General features: G+C 44.7%; 14 protein-coding genes. 6 read left to right on the forward strand and 8 right to left on the reverse strand.

Features of this window, described 5'->3' with window-relative positions; translation table 11 throughout:
- Positions 1 to 71: 71 nt before the first annotated feature.
- The gene (locus JGK22_RS07360) at positions 72 to 1,067 is read left to right on the forward strand and encodes an o-succinylbenzoate synthase (RefSeq protein ID WP_293212267.1); all 996 of its coding nucleotides are present in this window, start codon (positions 72 to 74) and stop codon (positions 1,065 to 1,067) included.
- Complete coding sequence (locus tag JGK22_RS07365) at positions 1,061 to 2,599, forward strand: 2-succinylbenzoate--CoA ligase (RefSeq protein ID WP_293217439.1); 1,539 nt, start codon at positions 1,061 to 1,063, stop codon at positions 2,597 to 2,599. The genes JGK22_RS07360 and JGK22_RS07365 overlap by 7 nt, the downstream gene beginning before the upstream one ends.
- Positions 2,600 to 2,747: 148 nt before the next feature.
- Here JGK22_RS07365 and JGK22_RS07370 read toward each other — a convergent pair whose 3' ends face one another.
- The 4 genes from JGK22_RS07370 to JGK22_RS07385 all read right to left on the reverse strand — a co-directional run bounded on the left by JGK22_RS07370 (position 2,748) and on the right by JGK22_RS07385 (position 7,075).
- Entirely contained in the window at positions 2,748 to 3,719 is a 972-nt protein-coding gene (locus JGK22_RS07370) for a putative 2-dehydropantoate 2-reductase (RefSeq protein ID WP_293182315.1), read from the reverse strand.
- Positions 3,720 to 4,127: 408 nt separating this feature from the next.
- On the reverse strand, positions 4,128 to 4,541 hold the full coding sequence (locus tag JGK22_RS07375; RefSeq protein WP_293193227.1) for a thioesterase family protein: 414 nt from the start codon (positions 4,539 to 4,541) through the stop codon (positions 4,128 to 4,130).
- A gap of 297 nt (positions 4,542 to 4,838) precedes the next feature.
- Positions 4,839 to 5,285: a tellurite resistance TerB family protein gene (locus JGK22_RS07380; protein ID WP_293182342.1), complete on the reverse strand. Its 447-nt coding sequence runs from the start codon at positions 5,283 to 5,285 to the stop codon at positions 4,839 to 4,841.
- A gap of 485 nt (positions 5,286 to 5,770) precedes the next feature.
- Complete coding sequence (locus JGK22_RS07385; protein ID WP_293197668.1) at positions 5,771 to 7,075, reverse strand: ATP-binding protein; 1,305 nt, start codon at positions 7,073 to 7,075, stop codon at positions 5,771 to 5,773.
- Between the two features lie 105 nt (positions 7,076 to 7,180).
- Here JGK22_RS07385 and JGK22_RS07390 point away from each other — a divergent pair, with 105 nt between their 5' ends.
- Positions 7,181 to 7,534, forward strand: a complete 354-nt coding sequence (locus JGK22_RS07390) for a TMEM14 family protein (RefSeq protein WP_366025225.1) — start codon at positions 7,181 to 7,183, stop codon at positions 7,532 to 7,534.
- Between the two features lie 622 nt (positions 7,535 to 8,156).
- Here the strand turns inward: JGK22_RS07390 and JGK22_RS07395 are convergent.
- Entirely contained in the window at positions 8,157 to 9,182 is a 1,026-nt protein-coding gene (locus tag JGK22_RS07395) for a hypothetical protein (RefSeq protein ID WP_293182325.1), read from the reverse strand.
- Between the two features lie 190 nt (positions 9,183 to 9,372).
- On the opposite strand from JGK22_RS07395, the gene JGK22_RS07400 reads away from it, so the two are divergent.
- Positions 9,373 to 10,788 (forward strand): hypothetical protein, encoded by a 1,416-nt coding sequence (locus tag JGK22_RS07400; protein ID WP_293205462.1) that lies wholly within the window; start codon positions 9,373 to 9,375, stop codon positions 10,786 to 10,788.
- Positions 10,789 to 11,077: 289 nt separating this feature from the next.
- Here the strand turns inward: JGK22_RS07400 and JGK22_RS07405 are convergent, their stop codons facing one another.
- Entirely contained in the window at positions 11,078 to 13,597 is a 2,520-nt protein-coding gene (locus JGK22_RS07405) for a serine/threonine-protein kinase (protein ID WP_293205460.1), read from the reverse strand.
- A 194-nt stretch (positions 13,598 to 13,791) separates the two neighbouring features.
- On the opposite strand from JGK22_RS07405, the gene JGK22_RS07410 reads away from it, so the two are divergent.
- Both JGK22_RS07410 and JGK22_RS07415 read left to right on the forward strand, forming a co-directional pair.
- Positions 13,792 to 13,941 carry a hypothetical protein gene (locus JGK22_RS07410; protein ID WP_293182331.1) on the forward strand — a complete coding sequence of 50 codons (150 nt, stop codon included), beginning with the start codon at positions 13,792 to 13,794 and terminating at the stop codon, positions 13,939 to 13,941.
- Positions 13,942 to 14,365: 424 nt separating this feature from the next.
- On the forward strand, positions 14,366 to 15,607 hold the full coding sequence (locus JGK22_RS07415) for a glycosyltransferase family 2 protein (protein WP_293197674.1): 1,242 nt from the start codon (positions 14,366 to 14,368) through the stop codon (positions 15,605 to 15,607).
- A gap of 429 nt (positions 15,608 to 16,036) precedes the next feature.
- Here the strand turns inward: JGK22_RS07415 and JGK22_RS07420 are convergent, their stop codons facing one another.
- Together JGK22_RS07420 and JGK22_RS07425 are read right to left on the reverse strand one after the other, a co-directional pair.
- Positions 16,037 to 18,310: an FdhF/YdeP family oxidoreductase gene (locus JGK22_RS07420; RefSeq protein WP_293205458.1), complete on the reverse strand. Its 2,274-nt coding sequence runs from the start codon at positions 18,308 to 18,310 to the stop codon at positions 16,037 to 16,039.
- Positions 18,311 to 18,863: 553 nt separating this feature from the next.
- Positions 18,864 to 24,062, reverse strand: a complete 5,199-nt coding sequence (locus tag JGK22_RS07425) for a hypothetical protein (RefSeq protein ID WP_293189623.1) — start codon at positions 24,060 to 24,062, stop codon at positions 18,864 to 18,866.
- Positions 24,063 to 24,174 lie beyond the last annotated feature (112 nt).

Genomic DNA, 24,174 nt, shown 5'->3' on the forward strand with positions numbered 1-24,174 from the left:
TTCGTTGTTACCGACAAATTAGGTAAAAAACCCGGTTTCTTTGGCCTTGGTGACAATCGACTAAAAAACAAATGCTATATAAATTTGAGTTTCGCACCTATCAGCGAAAATTTAAGCGCCCGCTACAAACAAGTCACGGCATCTGGGATATGCGAGAAGGAATCATCCTGCGGCTTATTGACGAAAATGGTAGCATTGGCTGGGGAGAAATTGCCCCGCTGAGTTGGTTTGGTTCGGAAACTTTTGACCAAGCATTAGATTTTTGTCAACAGTTACCTGCTAATATTTCAGAGGAAATAATCTTCAGTATTTCCGCTGAATTACCAGCCTGTCAATTTGGCTTTGAGTCAGCTTGGGAAAATCTGGGCCAAGCAATCGAAAATACGCCTCGTCAAGACAAAATTCCGAAAAATCAGTGTAGCGGTTTATTACCCGCAGGTGAAACAGCTTTGCAGGTTTTACCAATGCTTTGGTTGGAGGGATATCGCACGTTTAAATGGAAAATTGGCGTTGCTGTAATTGAGGAAGAATTAACGATTTTTCAGCAGCTAATCGCAGCAATGGATGATTTAGCCGATCGCCAAACAGCACTTTTGCGCTTAGATGCTAATGGGGGACTCACCTACTCCCAGGCTGAAAAATGGCTGGAAGCTTGCGATAGCGTGACAGCAACACCCGACTTGGCCGCCCAGATTGAATTTTTGGAACAGCCGCTGGCGATCGCACAGTTCCCAGAAATGGTACGATTGAATGCTACTTATACAACGGCGATCGCCCTAGACGAATCCGCAGCCAATCTCGATCGCATCCAAGAATGCTACAACCAAGGCTGGCGGGGAATTTTCGTCATCAAACCTGCGATTGGCGGTTCCCCATCCCAACTCCGCAAATTTTGTCAAACTCACAATATAGACGCAGTTTTCTCATCAGTATTTGAAACCAAAATCGGCAGACAAGCCGCCTTAAACTTAGCAACAAACTTATCTGTAAATAATAGAGCCCTAGGCTTCGGTACCGATAGCTGGTTCGACGACAATCAAGACACCTGGTTACAGCATCTATGGTAACAAATCTCACAGTAAATACTCTGAATCTTCCCTTTGACTTCCCCGACAATTGGCTAATCGGTGGTGACAGCGGCGAATTTGCTCGAATTGTCGATCGGAAATTGCAACAAATCACCCAAAATCAAACAGGAGAAACACCCCTAAAAATTTGCCTAGCCGAACCAAAACCCCTGCAATTTCTTGCCAGTTTCATCGCCGCCCGCACCGCCAAATGCCAAATTTTTCTCTGCAATCCCAACTGGGTAAAAGAAGAATGGGAACAAGTCTTTGATTTAGTCCAACCCGAACTAATTTGGGGACAAAATACTAATCTTAAAAACACATTTCCCCCTCTCCCAGTCCGCGGAGGCGGACTTCGTTTGTATAGCCGCGAATTCCATTCGCCGGGATTCCATCATTCACCCGAATTCAATCATTCGCCGGGATTCCATCATTCGCCGGGACTCAATCATTCGCCGGAATTCCATCATTCACGAGAATTACCTTCACCCGAAATAGACGAATTAGCTACAATAATGATTCCTACCGGAGGTTCCTCGGGAAAAATCCGTTTTGCCATCCACACTTGGGAAACCCTCACAGCCTCAGTCCAAGGTTTTCAACAATATTTTAACCTTGACAAAATTAACTCATTCTGCGTATTACCATTATACCACGTCAGCGGTCTCATGCAATTTATGCGATCGTTCACAACCGGGGGAAAACTGGCAATTGCATCATTCAAAACACTAGAAGCAGGCGAAAAATCCGATGTCGAACCCGAAGAATTTTTCATTTCTTTAGTACCAACTCAACTGCAACGGCTGCTGCAAAACCCAGATACAACTAATTGGCTATCCCAGTTTCGTGCCGTACTTTTAGGCGGTGCTCCCGCTTGGCCCGAACTTTTAGCCACAGCTAGAAAGAATCAAATCAAATTAGCGCCGACTTACGGCATGACAGAAACTGCATCGCAAATCGCTACACTCAAACCCGAAGATTTTCTCGCGGGAAATAACACTTCTGGTCAAGCTTTACCCCACGCAAAAATAACTATCCGCAGTGCTAGTGGCGAGATTTTGTGCTACAATCAAATTGGCAACATTGCGGTTGATGCTAAATCTTTAGCCTTGGGCTATTATCCTGAACGATTTGGCGATCGCCCATATTTCCAACTAGATGACTTAGGATTTTTTGATAAAAATAACTGCTTAAATATCATCGGACGTAGTAGCGACAAGATTATCACGGGCGGAGAAAATGTATTTCCTGCCCAAGTCGAAGCCGCCATTAAGAATACCAATTTAGTGGCAGATGTTGCTATAATTGGCTTACCAGACAAAGATTGGGGGCAAGTCGTTACGGCTGTTTGCGTTCCCGCTAATTCCGAAGTTACTGTCAAAAACTTGCAAGCAGCAATAGAAGATAAGTTGAGTAAATTTAAGCGACCAAAAAATTGGGTTGTCGTCGAAGAAATGCCTCGAAATGCTCAAGGCAAACTCAATCGAGAACAATTACAAGAAATTGCGGTGTCATCTCTGGCGAATCAATAGTATTAACCGAATTTGACAGTAATTTCCGTAGGGCGGGTTCATCAATATTTACAACACAAGTGAGAAATCTCAAAAACCCGCCCAATGCCCAATGCCCAATTCCCAATTCCCAATGCCCAATGCCCAATTCCCAATTCCCAATTCCCAATTAATCCACACCTAACAGCCTTCTCGTCTTCTCAGCTTCTTGCCTTTGAACATCCACAAACTTCAACATTTGGTAAAGTACCTCTATTTGTGGCAACTTAATACCTGCTTTTTGGGCTACCCGCATGGGATTGCCAAAAATTGCCTCAACCTCCAGAGGACGCGATTCATCGTAATCGATTTTCATGCTGGTGCGGTAAGGCTTCATTTTATGAGTGTATTCCAGCATATGCGGGATAAAATCATCGGGAATAATGCGATCGCAACTTTTGGCCCCTGCTACCACTTCCCTCATGATTTGCTCAACTAAAATCAGAGTATTCGGATTCGCCATCAGTTCGTCGGTTCTCGCATTCAAAACCACAGAGAGCCCGTTATAAGGAATATTCCAAACCAGCTTTTTCCACCTAGACAATAGCAAATCTTCGCTCATTTTAATCGGAATGTGAGCGCGTTTAAAATCCCTAGCAATATGGTGCAATCTATCAGTAATACCGATGGCTTTGTAGTCTTTGGCATATTCGCCTAGCGTGATCGTACCGTAATCTAGGTGGCAGATATGACCGGGGCTGACTTTATAAGAACAGAGAAAGCACAGCCCGCCCACCACTCGTTCTGCACCGACAATTTTAGCTACTTCCGGTTCGGTATTCAGTCCGTTTTGCAATACTAAAACCGCGCCGTTATCCTTTAATAGAGGAGGCAAAAGTTTTGGCAACAAGTGATTTTGAGTTGTTTTCAACGCGACAATTACTACGTCGCACTTAGGCATTTTGTGCGCGTCGCGGTAGGCGCGGACTTGCGGGAGGGTGAAGTCGCCTTCGGGAGACTCGACAATCAAACCATGTTTTTTGACGCGCTCGTAATCGCTCCGCAGCAAAAAATTGACTTCTAAACCAGCTTTTTGCAGTCTAGCACCGTAGAATCCGCCTAAAGCTCCCGTGCCGACTATGGCATAATTGCGATTTGTCATAAGAAGAAGGAAGAAGGAAGAAGGAAGAAGTCAGTAGTCAGTAGTCAGTAGTCAGTAGTCAGTAGTCAGTAGTCAGTAGTCAGTAGCGCGAGCTCGTATATAGCCTTTCTCGGAAAGGTGAGGTATGTAGTTGGGCTTCAGCCCTCTTATTTTCAGGGTTATAGAGGCTGTCAGTTATACCTCATCTCTTTGAGAAAGGCTATAGCTCGCGAACGTTATCAGTCATCAGGAAGAGGGAAGTCGGAAGAAGGAAGAATGCTTCTTATAGAGCTGGTTTTTAAGTCATCTGTATTTACGTTTAATTAAGTGGAACTACTTAATATAAATAAGTCAGAAGAAATTTTAAACTAAACAGAAATTTGACTGTCATTCCCTGCTATTATTTAAATATTGAAGTTATCTAAAATCTCAACTCTCAAATTGCCTCATCCACTGCATTAAGTCTTCAGATAGCTGTTTTTTGGTTCTGCTAACTGCATCGATGCAGACGTGCTTAGTCAGAGCTTTAGCCCAGCTTCTGCCTGCAACTTCCCCTGAAAATACTTGATAGGCAATTTCAAATTCATCGCCTGCAACTTGTGTGGGCGTCAATTGAATCGTCAGCCGATCGCCCGCAAATAGTGGACGATAAAAATCTACACTAGCATGAATTATCGGAAATGCAACCTCTCGATCGCCAAAAAATGCTCTGAGATTGACTCCTGATGCTGCTAGAGATGCCTCGTAAGCTTCGTGGCACATCGCCAAAACGTTTGCAAAGTAAACGACTCCAGCAGCATCGGTATCTTGAAAGCGCACAGTGCGGGTGTAAGTAAAAGGCATTTGAGGTAGTCGCGGGCGATCGCAAATTAAAGCTGAATTTTACCAGAAAGAATTGGTTGAAAGCCAGAACCCTTTGAGGGAGAAGTTAAGATCGGGCTATTCATTACTCCAATACTCAGGCTTCTAGATAGAGGTCGCTCTCCAACTGTCAACTGTCAACTGTCAACTGTCAACTGTTGAACAACCATCATATCGGTAAACCAGCACTTTTGCAGCAGCGATCGCCTAACTAAGCAGGCGCTAATTTTTGATCTTCTCAAACTCACCCTCCTCACTCCTGCCCCTGCCCCTGCTTTCTTAACCTTTGTTTTTAATCAACATCACGTCTATAATCTTGAGGGCAATTTCTTCGGAAAGATCCAATGCACAGTAAAGATCGTTCAAAAGTTGTTCTTCTTCTTCTGAAACCTCGCCATCTGCTAAAGCAATATCAGTTGTCACAGCAAAAACTGTTTCTTTAAGTTCGTCGGGAAGTGTTGCCAAAGCCGCATTAAACAGTACCTGAACTCCTTGCCGTTGCAGAATGTTCAGCAGCCGATCGAGCATTTTTCGCATCACATCATCTGGATAGCTGCGGAAAAGTTGCATCCGAGATAGTGTCATGCTAATCGCTTTACTTTCGCTGTCATTGATGTAACCGTCGGCTGCTACGGCAATTAGCGCGATCGCCGCAAATGCTTCGGCAGGCCCTAACGTGACATCAGTTTGTTGGCGAGTCTGCGATACTTTGTCAAATAAACCCATAATACTTTCCTCATTCTTTAGTAGTGGATTCACGGAGTCCCTATGGGCTCTGGCTTTGGAAGCTTCCTTGGCTGGGGATTTCAACAATTATATCAAATCTGCTGAATTATTTATTATTACTAAAATTATGAAAAAATTAAGATTTTTAATTTTTTCCTTCGGCGCTGTAAGGGCGGGTGACAGTTGACAGTTGACAGTTGACAGTTGACAGTTGTCAGTTGACGGTTGACGGTTGACAGTTGACAGTTGACAGTTGAGCGACTAATGACTAATAACGTTCGCGAGCGGGGACGCTCGCGCTAATGACTCAATGATATCGTTTCCGGTTGCATCGGTATTGTTTAAACAGTCAACAGTTAACAGTCAACATCACCTGACGGTGCAACCGGAATAGATATGAATCGTCTGATTTTAATTTCTCCATAAAAGGGAGAGGCTTTAAACCAATTTTTTCTGGTAAAACTCGCTCTAAGGGCGCAGACAATCTACTTGTCAAACAAAGCTAAATCAGCTTTCAGAAAATCAACAAACTGCCGCGCAGTCCTTCCAGAGCGCCCGTTGCGGCGAGTTGCCCATTCCTTAGCGCGGTGTTCCAAATCCTCAACAGCGAGCTTGATGCCAGCTCGTTCGGCGAGATGTCGGACAATTGTTAAATAAGTGTTTTGATCCGCAGGTTCAAAAGTTAAAGTCAAGCCAAAGCGATCGCTAAATGAGAGTTTTTCCTGCACGGTATCCCAAGCGTGAACTTCATCACCGTCGCGAGGGCGAGGCCTGTCATCAAAAAACTCTCGAATTAAATGCCTGCGATTAGATGTGGCGTAAACAACTACATTTTGAGGCCGGGCGGTGACATTTCCTTCTAAAACAACTTTCAAGGATTTAAAAGCATCATCATCTTCCTCAAATGAAAGGTCGTCTACAAAAACAATAAACTTTTGAGGAACTCCCCGCAACTTCTCCACAATTAGCGCTAAATCTTGCAAATCCGATTTAGATACTTCAATCAATCGCAAATTGCGAGATCCAAATTCATTTAACAGCGACTTCACCAACGAAGACTTACCCGAGCCGCGACTTCCGTACAGCAAGACGTGCAAAGCCGGATAACCAGCCAGCAAAAACTCTGTATTTTTCACCAGAGCATCCCGCTGCCAATCGCAGCAAACCAACTCTTTCAAATTTATGCGATCGGGATGCGGAATACTCGCTAACTGCCCGGACTTCCACCCAAAAGCACGATACTCTGCAAACAAACCCGTGCCAAACTGTCGGTAATATTCTGCCAAAGATTCCGCAGCGCTAGACCATTTTTCTAGTTTTCCGTGCAGTGGCTTTTCGGCGTTTTCTAGTACATTTTCGCAATACCAAATGGGAGGAACTGAGTCAAGTTGACCCGCTACTCGCACCCACTTACTCAACTGCTCGCTGGTGCAGTCATAAATATTTTGCAGCACTTGTAAATCATGTCTGGCTGCTTCGACTAAAGCGGGCGACAAACTCGCAAAATCTGTTTGCTGAGCTTGGCGAGAAAATGGATTTTCGTCTTTGAGAATTTGCAAAATCAGGGAATCTTTCCAGCTCAAATTTTGAGCAGCTTGAATTTTGAACCAGTTACCGTAAGCTACCTGACACTCTACACCGCTGAGTTCGCTGTGGTGGAGAGCTTGCAGCAAGTCGAGAAAAGCTTGACCTGCGCGGGTTTGGAGAACTGATTGATATAGCAACAGGGATGCTGCTTGGCGTTGGAGGTAACGGATTTGGGCGATCGCACTAGAAGTTAGGGCTGACATAATGCCAATTGTATAACAGTTAGATATCTGGACTGGGTTTAATAAATTTTCTAACAATTTGTGACCGGAATTGCAGGTCTCGCTGTATAAATTGAGATGCAAAGAGTGAAAATTGGGGAATTAAAAATGAATTTAGGTACAGCAGCGGCGATCGGCTACGGCGTTTTGACACTAATTGGCGGCATCATGGGTTACATCAAAGCCAAAAGCCAAGCCTCGCTCATTTCCGGCCTCGTTAGCGGTTCGCTGCTAATTTTTGCCGGCACCGCACAACTCATGGGACAAACTTGGGGTTTAACATTAGCAGCAGCAATTTCCGCTGTTTTAGTAGTAGTTTTTATTGTACGGCTGGTCAAAACTCGCAAGTTTATGCCCGCTGGGATGCTGATTTTGGCTAGTTTGGCGTCTTTGGGTGCGATCGTTTACGAACTCAGCGGTCAATCGATGTTAGGTTTTTGATTTGAGATGTTAGATTTTAGAGTTTAGAGCTGAGATTTTAGATTAACTCCACAGCATTTACTGGGAGATTGAACTCAAGTCTAAACTTTTTTAGGTCTATGACTTAATTGGGTGGCTTGTATCTATCTTTGCGTGGATTCAGCAGACATTAGTCATTAGTTACATCCTTCCGTTTGCATCGGAATAATAATTGTCCGAGAGCAGTGCGAGCGTCCCCGCTCGCCTCCTCCATAGCGATCGCGAAGCTCGACACCGTACTCTCCTGGCGATCGGGAAACTCGCACTATAGAACCCATTTGACATCTTTAAGTTTTTCGGTTGGGTGACGAGAAATATAGAGAGAAACCCGTTGCTGAGATTTACGCTCATGTCGAGAAACCGGGTTTCTACGAGTTTTTGGGTTGGATGACGAGAAATATAGAGAGAAACCCGGTTTCTCAGATTTACGCAAAATAGATCAGATCTCAAATGGGTTCTATAGTTAAAACACCAATTACCAATTACCAATTACCAATTACCAATTACCAATGCCCAATGCCCAATGCCCAATGCCCAATGCCCAATGCCCCATGCCCCATGCCCCATGCCCCATGCCCCATGCCCCATGCCCCATGCCCCATGACTAATGACTAATGACTGATTCAATATACTGCTCGACTTCCCTGAGTTGCTGCCGCTGGTATTCAATCCAATCCTTTTCCGCCGCGCGCTGTTGGGCTGTCTCTAGTTGGTACCGCGCCTGCTTCTCTAAAAAATTATTGTAGAACATAATCGCTTTTTCAACTGTTTGAATTCCCAGTTTCATGCGCTCCTCAAAAATTGCTAAAATTAAATCATCCAGGATTGAGCTAATCACTTTACAAGACTCTTCAAAATCGCTCAAGCTGATTCCCATTTTACTTTTATGAACCAGAGTTTCTACAGGATCTCTCAGAGTTTCTTTAAAAGTCTTCATATAAGACTCCGGCAAATATCTCAGAGGTTCCGTAAACTTCGATACAATCTCGCCGCCTATTGATTGCAGTCGCTCTCTAAATTTCGATTGACTCTTGAAATCGAAGCATTCTATACAATATTCAACTTTTTCTATATCAATAGATTGTAATTCTTTAAAGATAGAATTGAGTTCATTCTCCACAATTAAAATTACTCGTTCGCCTTGGTAGTCTACTTCATTTCGCAATTCTTTGTACAAATTATCTTTGTCATAAAAACCGATAGAATCTTTTTTAAACACTTGCTGGTTTTGATCCCACAAAAACCACTTATTTTTTAACTTTGTAGCTTTGTCGCTCCACGATTTGCGAACTTTAACAATAGCATCATATTTGCCTTGTTTTCCCAAACTGCGAATTCTCACGTCGCATCCGCTTAGTTCGCCAATTTGCTCCCAGACATCAACAGCAGATGCTTTAGCAATTCTCGGCTTGCTATTCCAGACATCCTCAGCCTGAGATACATCTTTGAAACATACGTGAGCTAACGCCTTGAGTCTGAGGGCTGATTGCTTGATTTCCTGAATACAAGGTTCCACGTCTAGACTGAGGTGGGTAGCTGACTGTTTAATCTCCACGGATTGATATTCATCTGCGAGCAATCGATCGCTAAACTGGGTAATAGCCTGGAATACCTTGAGATACTCATTCATTTCGTTTCATCCCTCCTTTCCCTAAATAGCATACAATACAGAACATCTCCCTTTTGGAATGCAAACTGAGTCAGACCATTTTAGATTTTAGATTTTAGATTTTAGAATTGGGAATGGGAATGACTGATAACTATCAGGGTTTGGAGCGCGGGCCTACAGTTGCATTCTTGTTTTAAACTGGTGTCACAACATGGATTATGTATTCACCCCTACAACTCAGGTTAGGCTCAATACTGGCAACCTCGTACAGCCTGCCACCACAACTGGAAAATTGCTCCCCGCAGCTAGAGATCCGGTGACAGGGGAGTTTGTGGAGATTGCCAAAATATTTTATCAATCAACAACGACAACTCTATGCGATCGCGGAGTTCTAGGATTGCTCTCACACTTAGGCGGAGGCGGGCCCGTACAGCCGCTGATAGCTCCCGTGTACGTGACAGTCGCGCCCTTGCAGCTTGCTCAAAGTCACCAGGGGTTTCAGAAAATATACAGAATGCTTAACTGTCTCAAAATTAATTTGGCAGTGATGCAAGCGACTGCTGCCGTCATTGGTATTGGGGCTGTATCGAGTACAGTTTTGTCAGCAGTAAACCTCGAACAAGTATTAAAAATCAGAGATGAGGCAAAACACCAGAAGCTCAAAATTAAAGACGGGTTTATCGATCTCAGGCATATCCTCAAAGATAAGGGAGTAGAGGTAATTCAGCAGATTTTTAAGGTGGCTCATGACTCTAATTTTCAAAGGCACCGCCAGCAACTGGTTAACGGTTACGATATTTTTTCTAAAGCTATTAAACGCTGCCAGTCAGCCCTGACAGTGCCGGATCTCAAGCTGCGGAATTCGGAGATTAATAACGGGCGAGATATGCTGTTTGAGGCTTTAAAAATTTACGATCGTCCCGGTTTGTTGGAGGGGCTGTGTTCTGCCGGAAAGCTCCGGCAAATGGAATGTGTTTGGGCGATCGAGCTGGCGCTGGGCATCACGTTTCAGTTGCAGCGGGCTTACGATCTAGTGAGCGATCGCCTGCTCAAACTTCAATCAAAAATTCGTCACGATCTTCTCACTGTTGTGAAAGGATGTCAATCGGAATCTGAACTAGATTTTTTATTTCCAGAAGTTACCAGGATTCTCGGTCACGATCTAAGTGTAATAGAATTTTGGCAAAACGAGGTAGATTGGATGCAAACTTTGTCTCCCAAAGAGCAGCACCAGTTAGCTAGTTTAGATAAACTCAGCGGCGACCATCATATAAAAAGCAGCATCCACACGACATTCGCGGTATTAACTGCGGAACCTTCACTTTATCAAAGTTTAAAGCAAAAGTCTCACTTTCTATCCTTGCGCGACCAGCTAGCCTTCGCCCTGAAGCCGGAACTGCGCGGGGGATACGAGTTTTATGTGTGCCAGCAGGCGATCGCAACTGGCTATCCAGCTTTAGCGGTCTCGAACTGGCAAGAAATATCCGATTTAACTGTGGCTAACCTCTACTACTTTTTCCAAAGTCGAGAGGATTTAAGTGAAATTTATCCCACTGAGGACACAATAGAAACTCCTGCTTGGCACTTTGCCAAATCCTTAGAAAAAGAGTTAAACTACTGCAATTAATTGAAAGCGCTGGCCAAGGTACGTAGTTGCGCTTGGGCGCTCTTTATAATATTAGCAAAGATCGCCCAAGCGCAACTACGTACCTAATTTGTCTGACGACAATAAAACCGCTCTGCTTAGTCGATATTGTAGGGTGCGTCAGCGAGTAGCCTAATTTTCAGGTGAGGAACCAGAATTGGCTGACGCACCCTACTACAAATCAGACTATAAACCGCAGATGTCAAACAGATAAACACAGATAAACGCAGATAATTTCAGGGTGTTTTCCGATTTTTGCAATTCAAGTCTATTATCTCAGCCACAACTTAATAGTATTGTCTTTAGAGCCGCTAGCAATAGTTTTGCCATCGGGACTAAAAGTCACTACATAAACCTCATCGGTATGTCCCGTCAAAGTATTCAGCAATTCTCCGGTATCAAAGTCCCAAATTTTAATGGTTTTATCCTTGCTGCCGCTGGCGATAAATTTCCCGTCCGGGCTGATAGCAACCGAAACAATATCGTCAGAATGTCCCTTGATCGAGCGAATTAAATCTCCACTTTCGAGATTCCAGATTTTAATGCTTTCATCGTAGGAGCCGCTAACAATTGTCTTTCCGTCCGGGCTAACTGCCACAGACCTCACCGCGTCGCCGTGTCCTTCAATAGTTTTGAGCAACCTCCCTGTTGCTACATCGACAATTGTGATTTTTTTATCCTTAGAAGCGCTAACTAAATTTTTGCCATCGGGAGTGAAAGCAACAGAATAAACAAAATCTGTGTGATCTGGTAAATTCTGGAGCAAATTGCCCGTTGTGGCATCGGAAATTTTGGTGGTTTTGTCTCCGCTGGCGCTAGCAACGAGCTGTCCGTCGGGGCTGATAGCGACTGACCAAACAGAGGCACTATGATCGAGACTGCGAGTAGCTTGACCTGTTTTTAAATCCCACAACATGACTCTCCAAAAACCTGTTCCTGTGGCTAGTTTCGTACCTTTTGCATCGAAAGCAACCGACCAAACGGTGGATGAATCTCCTGGGAAAGTGCGGATCGATTTGCCTGTGGCTAAATCCCAAATTTGGATGGTTTTGTCTTTGGAACCGCTGGCTAACATTAAGCCGTCTGGACTAAAAGCAACAGATCCAACTGCATCTGAATGCTGGGCGAAGTTTTTGACTTTGGCGTTTTTCCATTGGAGACCTGCTTGGCACTTTTGTTGTAAGTTTTGGGCGGAGGTATAGGTGCTGGAAGTTTTGGCAATTATTGGGATTTGGCTGATGCAGCCTTCATAATTGCTTTCTTGATAAAAAGCTTCGATTTGATTGAATTGTTGGGTTTCTTGCTGCACTTGCTGCTGTCTTTCTTGCCATTTGAGGTATCCGTAAATTCCGCCGATCGCAGTTAAGAGGGCTGCAATCGTTGCTCCGGCGATATAAGGATTGATTTTGCGAGGTTCTTTGGGGACAATTGCTGAGGCGCTGGTGCTGTCTGGGGCGATGGATAAACTCCCTTTTCCGTTCAAATTTACCTCTGGGGATGCCGCCGGAATTGCCTGCACTCCCAGTGGAAGAGTGCTGCTGGCTGGGGGCACAATGGCGTTGGGGTTGCGGTGTCCTTCCAACACGATCGCGATCGCCTTGTACAATTTACCGAATAAAGATTTAGGAACGACTAATTCTTCGATTCTGGCCGCATCTTCGTCGGTAAGCCCTAAAACTTGCTGCAACCGTTTTAATTCCTCGCGAGTGTTTGCAGAAAAAGGATATTCTTGCTGCATGGTTTCTTGCAGCGATTGTTCGTAGCGTTCGCCTTTTTCCCTGTATTTGCGGTAAGGGTTCAATACCTCATCTTCGATCGCCTCTGCTTCTTCTGGTTGCAATTCCAAACTGACGCGCAATTCTTCTAATATTCTGCGACCGACGACTGTAATGTCACCGCGACTGCTGCTGCGCCGATCGACTTCTTCGCGATAGATTGTGAGTTTGGGTACCCGCGTGCGCGATCGATCGCCAATTTTCCGCAAATCGGCCAAAGCCTCCGCCGCCGACTGGTAGCGCTCCCGAAAATCGTAGCGCACCATATTGTCCAAAACATCGGCTAGGGCTTGGGAGCAGGAGGTTAAATGGCGCCAAACAATTTCGCCTCGATTAGAATTTTTCAAATCCCGCAGTTTCGGCAAATCGTAAGCCGGCAAACCCGTCATAGCTTGGATGCCAATCATTCCCAAGGCGTAGATATCGCTGTTAAGCTGCGGGTTGTATTGAAATTGCTCGATCGGCATATATTCCAGCGTCCCAATCCGCACAGTTACCGGTGCTTGTCTTTGAGCGATGTGAATTTCTTTCACCGAGCCAAAGTCAATCAAAACTAACTTGTTGTCTGCATAGCGACGGATTAAATTTGCTGGTTTAATATCTCGGTGAATTACTCCCTGTCCGTGTACAAACACTAAAATTTCTAATAGTTCCTTCAACAAAGGAATAATTTTTTCTTCGGGAACCGGCTTTCCCGGGACAATCTCTGTGGATAGCGAGTGACCGGCAATAAAGGATTCTACTAAGAAAAATTCTTCATTTTCTTCAAAATAAGCGAATAGCTGAGGGATTTGGTCGTGTTGACCGAGCTTTTCTAGAACTTCTGCTTCTTTTTGGAAAAGACGGCGCGTAGTATTAATTAATTTGGGCTCGCTGGTACCGGGACGCAGGTGCTTGACAAAGCACTGCGGTTCACCGGGGCGACGAGTATCTTTGGCCAGATAGGTTTGCCCAAATTCTCCTGTTTCTATGACTTCAATGACTTGATAGCGTCCATCTAAAAGTTGGCTCACCATGATAATAACGCAGCCTTTTTTTGGTTGATTTTCGCAAGAAACAGTTTCACAGCAGGCAGTTTTTAGTTGTAATTAGGTCAGTCGATTTGAGATTTAAATTGCTATTTTGTGGCGGGTTCGATGCCCACCAGAGAAGCATTTAACTGTATTTCTCTACAACGATTTGCCGAATTCTCAATTGACTGATATAGCGATTGTCAATCAAGGGAGGTACTCGCCAGCCAATCACTCATTACCCATCACCCATCACTCACGATCGATCGCATATTACCCATTACCAATCCGTACCTCACTCACCTGACGATGGGTGCATCTGTGCGATCGCATTTGTAGTGGGATCTTAAGAACTCGCGTACTATACATAGCACGCGAGAGGGGACAGCACTGTATAAAAATGCTTTTTGCAAAAATGAGATGTTCCCTCTGACAATTGCCATACTTTATTTTTTCAACATCTGCAAAGCTTGATATCCCAAAAAGAAAAAACCCAAAGCACCGAGTATCGCTATGGTATTCGCAAACACATCCACTGAAACAAATTCGCCCATTGCAAGATCCTCTGACAACTGATATCTATCCTCGGCTTTTCGGTCTCAGACTGGGTGAGGGGTCTTGCCCCTTGCTGCGGTAGAGCCGAAAGATGCTCACAAATTATAGCAAAGGAGATGCTGAAAATAACTTTTTGGGCGATCGACTAGCTTTTTGTTTTAATATTTTTTAATATTTAAGGACACAAATTGTGCACGTAAATTTTGAGGTCAGTTCGCTTTGATATTGTTAACCCTGGTAATTTTTTCTCTCATAGTCAGTAGAGCTTACACCAAGAATTTGCGCCAATCGGTCAAAAATGCGCCTCGCACCAACGGCAGTGTGGCTCAGCAGTTATTTCCGTCGGCGGGTGACTTCCCCAAAATTTCGGTAATCGTACCAGCATACAACGAAGCCGAGAATATTCGGGATTGCGCGATCGCCATTTTGGAGAGTACAGCCCTGTCTGCTGACAAGCTAGAGGTTTTGATTGTAGACGATCGATCGACAGACGACACGAAGGCGATCGCCCAAACTCTGCAACAACAGCCGGGCGACCCCCGCCTCAAAATATTAGCAGGTGAGGCGCGACCGGAAAACCAATATTGGGCGGGCAAAAACTGGGCCTGCGCCCAAGCTGTTCGGGAAGCAACCGGAGAATTCCTATTATTTATCGATGCCGACGTGCGGCTGAAACCGGGGGCGATTGAAACCGCTATCGCCACAGCCGAAACCGAGAAAATAGACCTGCTAACCTGTATGCCAGCGCTGGTTTGTGGGTGTTTTTCCGAGTGGTTGGTGCAGCCTTTAATGTTCAATAACCTAGCTGTTTGCTTCGATTTTACAGCCGTTAATGATGCTACAAAAACAGACAGTGCCTTTGCAGGTGGCCCATTTATGCTGTTTAGGCGATCGGCTTACGAAAAAATCGGCGGACACGAAGCAGTTGCAGGCGAAATTGTCGAAGATGTGGAATTAGCTAGACGCATCAAGCGTGCGAGTTTAAAGCTCGGACTTTATTCCGGGTCAAATTTGGCATCCGTGCGGATGTATCGGTCTTGGAGCGCATTGTGGGAAGGCTGGACAAAGAATCTGTATCTCGGCGCTAACCGCAGTTGGGGTTCGATGTTTTATATGGCAGCAATTATGTTCTTTCTTTATCCGATGCCGTGGTTGGCATTAGCTATTTTGCTGGCTAACGGCGAAATTGCCAACATAATTAACAATCACCAATTAGCAATTAGCAATTACCATTTGCCGATTACGTTGTTAACTATCTGTTTATCTGCGATCGTAATTGGGTACCATTACACTTTGCGCCGTTTGGGTGCCGAAATTTCTGAGTGTCCGACGAAATACTGGTGGTTGGGAGGTTTGGGAGGGACGTTAATTGCGGCAATTGCGATCGGATCTGCGATCAAAACCGAAACAGGTTGGGGATGGACTTGGCGCGGGAGAGCTTTGCAAATTAACAATAATTAATCCAGATTTTGCATTCACAAAAATTAGTGGTAGGGTGCGTCAGCTTTCAATACGGTTGACTTTTCGTCAGACAAATTAGGTACGTTGTTGCGCTTCAGCGCTCTTTATGATATTCGGAAAGAGGGCTGAAGCCCAACAACGTACCTTTATTAATTATGACAGTTAGTAGTAGGGTGCGTCAGGTTGGACATTTTCAATCAGCACAAAAAGTCTGATACTGACGCACCATTTATTCGAGGAGTGCGTCAGTATGAGATTGTTGGTTTGTTGCGAAAATAATGATAGCTGACGCACCATACATATAGTCGTCAGTCATATAAATTAGGTACGTAGTTGCGCTTCAGCGCTCTTTATGATATTCGGAAAGAGGGCTGAAGCCCAACAACGTACCTTGACGCACTCTACATATAGATGTTTTCACAACGTACCTTATGCTTCTGCGTACACAAAAGCAGGTACTCGCTTGTAAGCAGGCGTGCCCGATCGCTTTTCAATCTCCGGGTGAAAAATCACATTAACTTCAGGATAAAACATCAAAGCAGCACCCTCACGAACCGCCCCGTAAATCACCTCAACATTTTCCATTTTCCCCACATTTCCCTGCACAGTAACCCGCTGATGTTCTTGCATACCAGCACTTTCTGCATCCGCGCGATTCATCAAAATGCAGTTGCGGTGCGGCATTCCCCGGTACTTGTCATCATTTTTGTAAACCACAGTATTGTGCTGAGAATAACTGCGTCCCGTCATCAATGCCACAACTAAACCCCGCACCGATTTCGATGCACCAAAATCCTTTATTTCGGGTAATTTTAGCACTGGTAAAGGCGTGACAAACATCTTGGCTTTGCCAGAATCAGTGGGAAATTTGGGTTCGGTAAAAATCCGCCCGCTGATGGTAAATTCCTCTTTAGTTTCATCAATTGTTGCGATTTTTTCATAGCCGGGAATGGTTTGAGCAATCAATTGCCGCACGTACTTGGTATCTTGAAGCTGGCGCCAGTCTACCGGATAAGTGCCGTGAATTCTGGCAGCCAATTCTGTCAAGAAATGCACTTCAGAAATCAAATCAGCATCTTTGAGATGAGTTTCACCTTCATCATTGAAGCGCACAAAATTATTACCAGATTCTACCGTTGTCTTGTGGGGATTTTCAAAGCGATTCAGCACCGGCAGAACAATTGTATTGTGCTTTGCTAATCCGCTAAAATGTCCTAAGTTTGGTTTGGTGGCGAGGTAAATAATGGTTTCAATCTTGCCTAAAGCGCGTTTGGCTTCAGTTAAATCTGGGTTGGCACCGTACAAGTTGCCGCCCAAACAGATTAGCGTATCGACTTTGCCTGCATCTGCTGCTTCAATGAGCGATCGAGTTTCATAACCCTTAACACGGCTCAGGGGACGCCCCAACAGCTTTTCGAGAGCGGCTTGAACTTCTTTTTTCAGCTTCACAGTCACGCCCATAGAGCCGAATCCTTGGACGTTTGAGTGTCCTCTCACCGGCAATAATCCCGCCCCGACTTGGCCGACATTTCCCGTCATCAAAGCTGTATTGGCGATGCTGAAAATATTATCTACGGCATTCTGTTGTTGAGTAATTCCCATCGCCCAACCGAAGACAACTCGTTGAGAAGTGCCGATTATTTTGGCTGCTGCCTCAATTTCTGGTTGAGAAACTCCGCAGGTTTGAGTAATAGTTTTCCAGTCGGTTTCACGGGCGTGTTGCACTACTGCTTCCCAGTTTTCTGTATAAGATTGCAAATATTCTTCATCGAGCAATCCTTGTTCAATTACAGCTTTTTGAATCCCGACAAATAGGGCTGTATCACTGCCGGGAATTGGCTGCAAGTAGAGCGACGAAATCTCGGAACCTGGGACGAGAGATTTGAGGGGAAATGCTGGAGAAGCAAACTTGACTAAACCGATTTCCATCACTGGATTGATGACAATTATTTTACCGCCTTGTTCGCGGATTTTAATTAATTCGTTCATCAATCGGGGATGGTTGTAGGAAGAATTGCTACCCGCGAGTACGACGCAATCTGCTTGCTTTAAGTTTTCTAAACTGACTATGGAGGTGCCGGTGCTAAACATTTCCTTTAACCCGGTGGTCGAGGGAGCGTGGCACAAATCTGAACAATCTGCTAAGTTGTTAGAGCCGATCGCCCTCATCAACAATTGCAGCAGAAAAGCCGCCTCGTTGGAAGAGCGACCCGAACTATAAGAAGCTACTCGTTGCGGGCTTTTACGAAATCCAGCCTCGGCAATTTCATAGACTTCTTGCCATGAAATGCGATCGTAATGAGATGCACCAGCCCGCAAAATCATCGGAAAACTCAACCTTCCCAGCCTATCTGCTTCCCTGGAAGTTAATTGTTGGAGTTCTGCAATACTGTGCTGTTGAAAATAGTTAGTCGAGATAGCAGGTTTAATTTCAGCCGAAATTGCTTCAACACTTTTCATACACCGCTGAAGTTTTTCGCCATCTTCATTCGTAAAGCCTCCTTTCTGCCCGCCAGTGCCCCAAGCACAGGACAAACAAGCACTTTTGTGCAGCAAAGTTTGCCAAAGTTTCGGGCCTTCCGGCGACAAAGTATGCTTTGCCCAATATTCAATTATGGGCAAACCGCCGCCGATGTCTGGCGTTTCGTCATTTTTGTCGCTAAATGGCGGAACGGGTTGGATATTTTGGGAGTTGGTGTCCATACGGTTTATTTTTTGTTTGAATTGCGAATTGATGTACAGTTAAGTTTATTACTATAATTTACCGCAAATTTACAGCCCATAAATTAGTCAATAGATAGATTTCTTAAAGGTACGTTGTTGCGCTTGAGCGCTCTTTGCTATAAATAGTAGTTCCGAATTAATTGTACGGGATTTTGCTAGATAGATTTCTTAAAGGTACGTTGTTGCGCTTGAGCGCTCTTTGCTATAAATAGTAGTTCCGAATTAATTGTACGAGATTTTGCTAGATAGATTTCTTAAAGGTACGTTGTTGCGCTTGAGCGCTCTTTGCTATAAATAGTAGTTCCGAATTAATTGTACGGGATTTTGCTTGAAATGCTTACAAGCGTAAAGAGTATTTCTGAATTTTGCCTGGTTACTTATGAAAGAGCGCTGAAGCGCAACTACGTACCTTAAGAGCGCTGAAGCGCAACTACGTACCTTAAGAGCGCTGAAGCGCAACTACGTACCAAAGAGCGCTGAAGCGCAACTACGTACCTTAAGAGCGCTGAAGCGCAACTACGTACCTGTAGCTTTACTTCTTCTTATTTAACGCCTGCTTGCCAAACCCAAGACAAAGCAATCGATCGCCCTCAGCGACATTTGGGTCATTCTGTAAATAATCCCCCAACCACTCGCAACTCCGAGCAATAATATTATTTAGCTCCAAATTCTCCACAGGTAACAGAATTACAGTCCGATCCCTGCTAGCAAAACCCAGAGTTTTGCTGTCAGAACTAAAAGTAACGCTCAACACCCGATCGCTCGATTCCAAAGTCTTCGATAGCAGCGCCTTCTTGCCGTCAAAATTCCACAGCTTAACAGTATTTCCCGCACTCGCTGCCGCAATCAATTTGCCGTCTGCGCTGAAACTCACGCTTTCCACAGTATCGCTGTGGTTCAGTTTTTCAGTTAAATTAGCTGTCTTACCATCAAAAGCCCACAAGTAAACTTTTTTGTCAGCACAACCAGCAGCAATAGTCTTACCATCTGGACTGAAACTGACATTTCTTACACTGTCTGCGTGATCGAGAGATTTCAGCATCTTCGCCGATGTACCGTTAAATTGCCAGAGGTAAACTCTCTTTTCTCCAGCCATTTCAGCATCATTTTGTGTTTCACTTGCTTTATTCTCAGCAGCGGTAGCAGTAGCAATTGTTTTGCCGTCAGGGCTGAAACTAACGCTAATTACTGGATTGCTGTGATCGAGTTTTGCAAGCATTGTTGCTTTAGTACCGTTCCAGCGCCAGAGATACAATTTGCGATCGGCACTGGCGGCGGCAATTATCTTGCCATCTGGACTAAAACTCACGCTTCTCACAAGGCCACTATGACGCAGGGTATCTAACAGTTTCCCGTTTAAACTCCAGACTTTCACGGTTTTGTCATCGCTGGCAGAAGCCACAGTTTTATTGTCTGGCGAAAAGCTCGTCCAGGTAACAGAATCCTTGTGGTCTGTTAAGGTTTTGATTAAACTCCCATCAGGGCGCCAAAGTCTTACCGTATTGTCGCCACTAGCAGATGCAATTGTTTTGCCGTCCCCACTAAAACTGACTTTATAAACCCAATCTCCATGCCCGGATAAAATCTTATTCAACGGAGTGCTGTTTGGTTGCCAAAGTTTCACCATCTTGTCCTTGCTGGCGGAAGCAATCGTGCCGTCGCTGCTGAAAGTTACGGCCCTCACGTCGTCTTGATGTCCTCGAAAAGTGTTGAGCAAATTGCCACTGCGACTCCAAATTTTTACCGTATCGTCGGCACTGCCGGTGACTATTTTTTCGCCGTCGCGACTGAAACTCGCGCTGACAACTCCGTCGTTGTGTCCTTTGAGAGTTTTGATTTCCTCACCCTTTCGATTCCAAATTTTGGCTGTGGTGTCGGCACTGGCTGAGACGATTTGTTGGCTGTCGGGACTGAACTTCACGCTGTAAACAATGTCAGAATGTTTGGTTAATGTTTTGGGATTAATTTGAAATTTCTGGGTTTTACCTTTGCGATTCCAAAGTTTGATAGTTTTGTCAACACTTGCGGTCGCAATTGTTTTGCCGTCGGGGCTGAAACTGACGCCGAGCACCCAGTCTTTGTGTTTGGTTAAGGTTTGCAGCAATTTTTTTGTTTCCAGGTTCCAGATTTTGACGGTGTTGTCGTGACTCCCGGAAGCTAGGGTTTTGCCGTCGGGGCTGAAACTGACGCTGGTAACAATTTTGGTGTGGCCGGATAAAGTTACGATCGCACTTTTGTCGTTATCCACTTGCCAAATTTTAATTGTGCGATCGGCGCCACCAGTTGCGATCGTTTTCCCATCCGGGCTAAAACTAACACTCGTCACGCTATCGCCGTGCTTGAAAGTCTTTAATAACTTACCTTCTTTGCTCCACAATTTAACCGTTTTGTCAGCACTTGCCGAAGCAACTGAATTGCCATCTGGACTCACACTCACATCCAAAACAAACTTGCTGTGCTGCTCAAAACGGTTGCGTTCTTGCACCCCCGAAACTGCTTGTCTGAGCCTCTCAGCAATCTTATTTTTAGTATCCACAGGCAGCGCCGTACTTTTCAGAGAATCGCGACCGATTTTGATACTATTTTCCAACACTCCTAATTGATTTTTTTCATTAGAAAGCACCAAAGCCTCCGATGCGGAATTTAGGGCATCAGTCCGACTTGTTTCTGCTTCTTGCCGCGCGCTTTCTGCTAATTTTGCTTGCTCGAATCCTATCCAAGAAACACCTCCGAGTACCAGCACTCCTAGAATCGCCGCCCGCAATTGCCATCTCCGAGTTTGATAAAGTTGAGCTTCCGCTTGGTGCTGTTTGTCTCTAGCTAAGCGCTGGTTGTCTCTAGCTTCCGACAGCAAAGCATCTCGCTCTCTGTCTTTACGAATTTGTTCAATTTCATCTCGGTTAATTTGGTTTTGCTTGCGTAGTTCCTCAAATTCTGCTTTTTTATCTAATTCCTGCTGCTGGCGGATGAAGCTAACTAGATAGTCGTGAACGAGCTGATAAAGCTCTGCCGGCAGTTCAGTCCACCGAAAAACTAAACCGGATTTGACTAACAGTTCTAAGACTAAATCTAATTTATCAGTGGCTGCAAATATCGCTAGATCGGAGGCTAATTCGGCGCGGGTTTTCAGGGGTCGAATCTCATCTTCATCTGTGAGAAAATACAATATTCGGCGAGCAGCCCCTTCATTTTCTGGCCCGCAATCTTTGATGACTTCTTCGAGAAATCTTTCGACTAATTTTTGTTGGGGACTGTTGCCCAGTTCCTGATATTGAGTTAAAGTTCTAATGTCCTCTTGTTGGAGTTGAGCGCCCACAAGTTGCAGTTCGATCGGGCGGACTTCTCCCAATTCTCCAGCTAAATCTTTGACTAATTCTTCGATCAGCTCCGGTTCTAAGTAAAACTGCGATCGTTCAGTTAAAGTGCGAATTACCGCTCGCGCATCGCCCTGGGAAAAATTACCCAAATAAAACAGAATATCTTTGCTGAGAACGTCCGCTAAAATATCATTGTTGATAAATTTTGTTGGGTTTTTGGGTCGGGAAAATTCCAGCAAATAGTGCAGGTAATCTTCCCGCAAAGACAGGACGACTTTTAAATACTTGATTGTCAAGCATTCCCGCAAAAAATCAAAGAATATCTGTCTTTCCGCAGGCTCTTTCCACACGAAAAAGAATTCTTCAAATTGGTCAAATATCAGAACAGTTACTAGATGTTCTGAGTTTGTTTGCAACTCTTTGATGATTTTCTCATATTCGATCGCCTGTTTTTCGACAATTACTTCTACAGGCTGTGACTGCTCAATCCGATCCTGATTTACTCCAACCGAGCCGCCGTTAAATTCCTGCCGCAGATTGCCGTTGGCTGCGCCTGCTGCGCTCAAATCTCCCGAAGCCGATCCCGGTACTGCATCGAAAATGTCGCGATCGAATATTTCAGCTTTCCCGGCAGATAACTGTCTGGTCAATTCCCGCGGCCAGTTGTTGTAAACTTGCAGCACTACAGGCAAAACAGTCCGCATTTCGATCTTTTTTTGCTTGAGAGCCGGCACTAATCCCCCGGTGACAATTGAACTTTTGCCAACTCCAGACTGACCGTAAATTACTGTCAGTTTGTCCGGGGTATTGTTCATCCTATATATCAAGCGATTGAGGTCTGCTTCTCTACCGGAAGCGGTAATTTCGTCAGCAATAGTAGGAGCGGCGGCAACTGTTTCGGCGGGATTAATCGCTTCTCTGTGTGGCTGCAATTTTCCGGCTCCAATAAAAGCTCGGAAGCGATACGTATGTTCTACCGCTCGATAATCTTGCTTAAGCTGAAATGCTTTGAGATATTCTCCCCGCTGAAAATAGAATCCTCGCAGCATTTCTAAAACCCGCAAATACAGTTGCGGGTTGTAGCAAGGTTCGGTTTGCGATCGAGCTAGCTCTAAATGTGCGATCGCCTCCTCAATCTCGCCCAACTCGCTCTGAGCCTCTGCTAAAATTAACAGATATAAGCCTAGATGCTGCGATGTTAGAGGCGTTGCGTGTCCCGTCGCTTCAAATTTTGAGTTGAGAGCTTGTAGGGCGACTAAAGCCCATTCTTTCGCCCCTTGCCAATTCTTTTGCTCTAAGGCTACTCTAGCCAAAAAGCCGTAATCTTGAGCCAAATTAACTGTTGAGTTTTCCATATTTTCATGTAACCTCCGAGCTTTGATAGCTAAATTCCAGAGTGCATCCCAATCTTCTAAATGCTGCAATACTTCGCCGAGTTGATTGATGAATATACCGACGGCATCCGGCTGTCCCGCACGTTCTATAACATCAATACATTGCTGAAAATAATTTTTAGCTTCCGTCCAGTAAGGACGGTTGCCACTGCGGTGTTTTTCTGCTTGAAAACGGTAGCAAAGACCGATGTGAAATACTAGAATTCCCTCTAATACTGGTGCAGGGTGAACGGTAAATAATAAATCGCTAAATTCTGTTTTTGGGCCGATAAATGCTACTTGATACTTCCAAAAACTGAGACTTTTTTGATACAATTCAAGAGCTGCATGGATGCGATGACCAGCATATTCGTCTCGACCGCGAATAAATTGCAAGCTTGCTTCAATAGCTGGTTCTAACCTGATGTTGCAAGTTTGCAAGTCTTGTCTCGCCGACTCTAATTCAGCTAAAGAATTGGCTCCGAGAATGGCAGAGTTACTTAAACGCCATTTGCCGCTTTCTAAAATCTTAGCAAAAATGCGATCGCAACTTTTGCCCAAAAAATCCACCAACTCGTCTGGGCCCAGCACAAATTCAACACTTGTCGTCCAAGTCTCGATATCTGTGACTAACCGAATCAGTTTTTTTAAGATTTTGTCTGTCACCCACAGCACCACTGGGAAGGGAAAATTATTGCGAAATTCTTCCCTGACGTAGTTGGTAGATGTCAGTACGCGATCGATCGCACTTACCGATTCCAATCCAAACACCATTAAAGCTTGAGGCTGGCTGCCTTCAAGTTCGGTTTCTATCGTCGTGTACAGAGTTTTAACAGATTTCGGGAGGACAATTTCTCGAATCTCGACACCAGACTGCTGCCGCAATTGCCGTACAGTTTGTTCTCGCATCGCACTGTAATTGCACCGCACCAAAATCAGCGAAAATTGCCCCTGAGACATTGAAAGAGTCCGGGAGAGAGTTTGCAGCGCACTTTTATTTTGCTCTGCTGCGGTGTCTTGGTGGCAGTGCGAATTAACCATAATATTTGAAAATCCTGATAGATATAGATGCTTTCAGTTGACAGTTGATAGTTGACAGTTGACAGTTGACAGTTGACAGTTGACTGTTGATACCAATTTAATGTGAAGTTGC

Origin of the sequence: Microcoleus sp. PH2017_08_TRC_O_A (assembly GCF_020738665.1) — a bacterium.
GTDB lineage: Bacteria > Cyanobacteriota > Cyanobacteriia > Cyanobacteriales > Microcoleaceae > Microcoleus.

Coding starts and splice junctions, on each gene's coding strand:
- JGK22_RS07360 (WP_293212267.1), top strand. CDS start 72: ATGCTATATAAATTTGAGTTTCGCACCTATCAGCGAAAATTTAAGCGC.
- JGK22_RS07365 (WP_293217439.1), top strand. CDS start 1,061: ATGGTAACAAATCTCACAGTAAATACTCTGAATCTTCCCTTTGACTTC.
- JGK22_RS07370 (WP_293182315.1), bottom strand. CDS start 3,719: ATGACAAATCGCAATTATGCCATAGTCGGCACGGGAGCTTTAGGCGGA.
- JGK22_RS07375 (WP_293193227.1), bottom strand. CDS start 4,541: ATGCCTTTTACTTACACCCGCACTGTGCGCTTTCAAGATACCGATGCT.
- JGK22_RS07380 (WP_293182342.1), bottom strand. CDS start 5,285: ATGGGTTTATTTGACAAAGTATCGCAGACTCGCCAACAAACTGATGTC.
- JGK22_RS07385 (WP_293197668.1), bottom strand. CDS start 7,075: ATGTCAGCCCTAACTTCTAGTGCGATCGCCCAAATCCGTTACCTCCAA.
- JGK22_RS07395 (WP_293182325.1), bottom strand. CDS start 9,182: ATGAATGAGTATCTCAAGGTATTCCAGGCTATTACCCAGTTTAGCGAT.
- JGK22_RS07400 (WP_293205462.1), top strand. CDS start 9,373: ATGGATTATGTATTCACCCCTACAACTCAGGTTAGGCTCAATACTGGC.
- JGK22_RS07405 (WP_293205460.1), bottom strand. CDS start 13,597: ATGGTGAGCCAACTTTTAGATGGACGCTATCAAGTCATTGAAGTCATA.
- JGK22_RS07420 (WP_293205458.1), bottom strand. CDS start 18,310: ATGGACACCAACTCCCAAAATATCCAACCCGTTCCGCCATTTAGCGAC.
- JGK22_RS07425 (WP_293189623.1), bottom strand. CDS start 24,062: ATGGTTAATTCGCACTGCCACCAAGACACCGCAGCAGAGCAAAATAAA.